Raw genomic sequence first — 557 nt, 5'->3', positions numbered from 1 at the left:
ATACGGTGCCGGACGCGCTGGCCTCGATCGCCAACTATCTCGTCCACCATGGCTGGGTGAAAGGCCGCGGCTGGGGCTTCGAGGTGACGGTGCCTGAGGCGGTCTCCTGCTCGCTCGAAGGTCCGGACCAGGGCAAGAGGATTTCCGAGTGGGCTGATATGGGCATCAAGCGCGTCGCGGCAGGACCGTTTCCGGCGCGCGAGTTGAAGGCCGAAGGTTTTCTTTTGATGCCGGCCGGGCGCAGCGGTCCGGCCTTCATCGTCACGCCCAATTTCTACGTGCTCAAGCAATACAACACCAGCGATCTGTATGCCCTGTTCATCGGCCACGGCGCCGACCGCATCGCCCATGGCGACAGCAATTTTTCCGGGCGCTGGGGCGCGGTCGGCGGGCTCCACAGGTCGGACATCGCCGCCCTCCAGCGGGCGCTGGAGGCCGAGGGCTACGATGTCGGCAGCGCCGACGGCCTGCCCGGCTTCAAGACGCGCCGGTCGATCGGTAAGTGGCAGGCCAGGAACGGTCGAGCCGCCACCTGTTTTCCCGATGCCGACCTGGTC

1 protein-coding gene is annotated in these 557 nt (G+C 66.2%); it reads left to right on the top strand.

All coding sequences use genetic code 11. The features are described from left to right. Positions 1 to 557: peptidoglycan-binding protein (locus EOA85_RS36825; protein WP_206523515.1), on the top strand; the 557-nt coding region annotated here is incomplete at both ends.

The organism is Mesorhizobium sp. M5C.F.Ca.IN.020.29.1.1, assembly GCF_003997375.1.
Taxonomy (GTDB): Bacteria; Pseudomonadota; Alphaproteobacteria; order Rhizobiales; family Rhizobiaceae; genus Mesorhizobium; species Mesorhizobium wenxiniae.
Note: the sequence above shows the minus strand (reverse complement) of the source record. Positions and strands in the feature narration are given on the sequence as shown.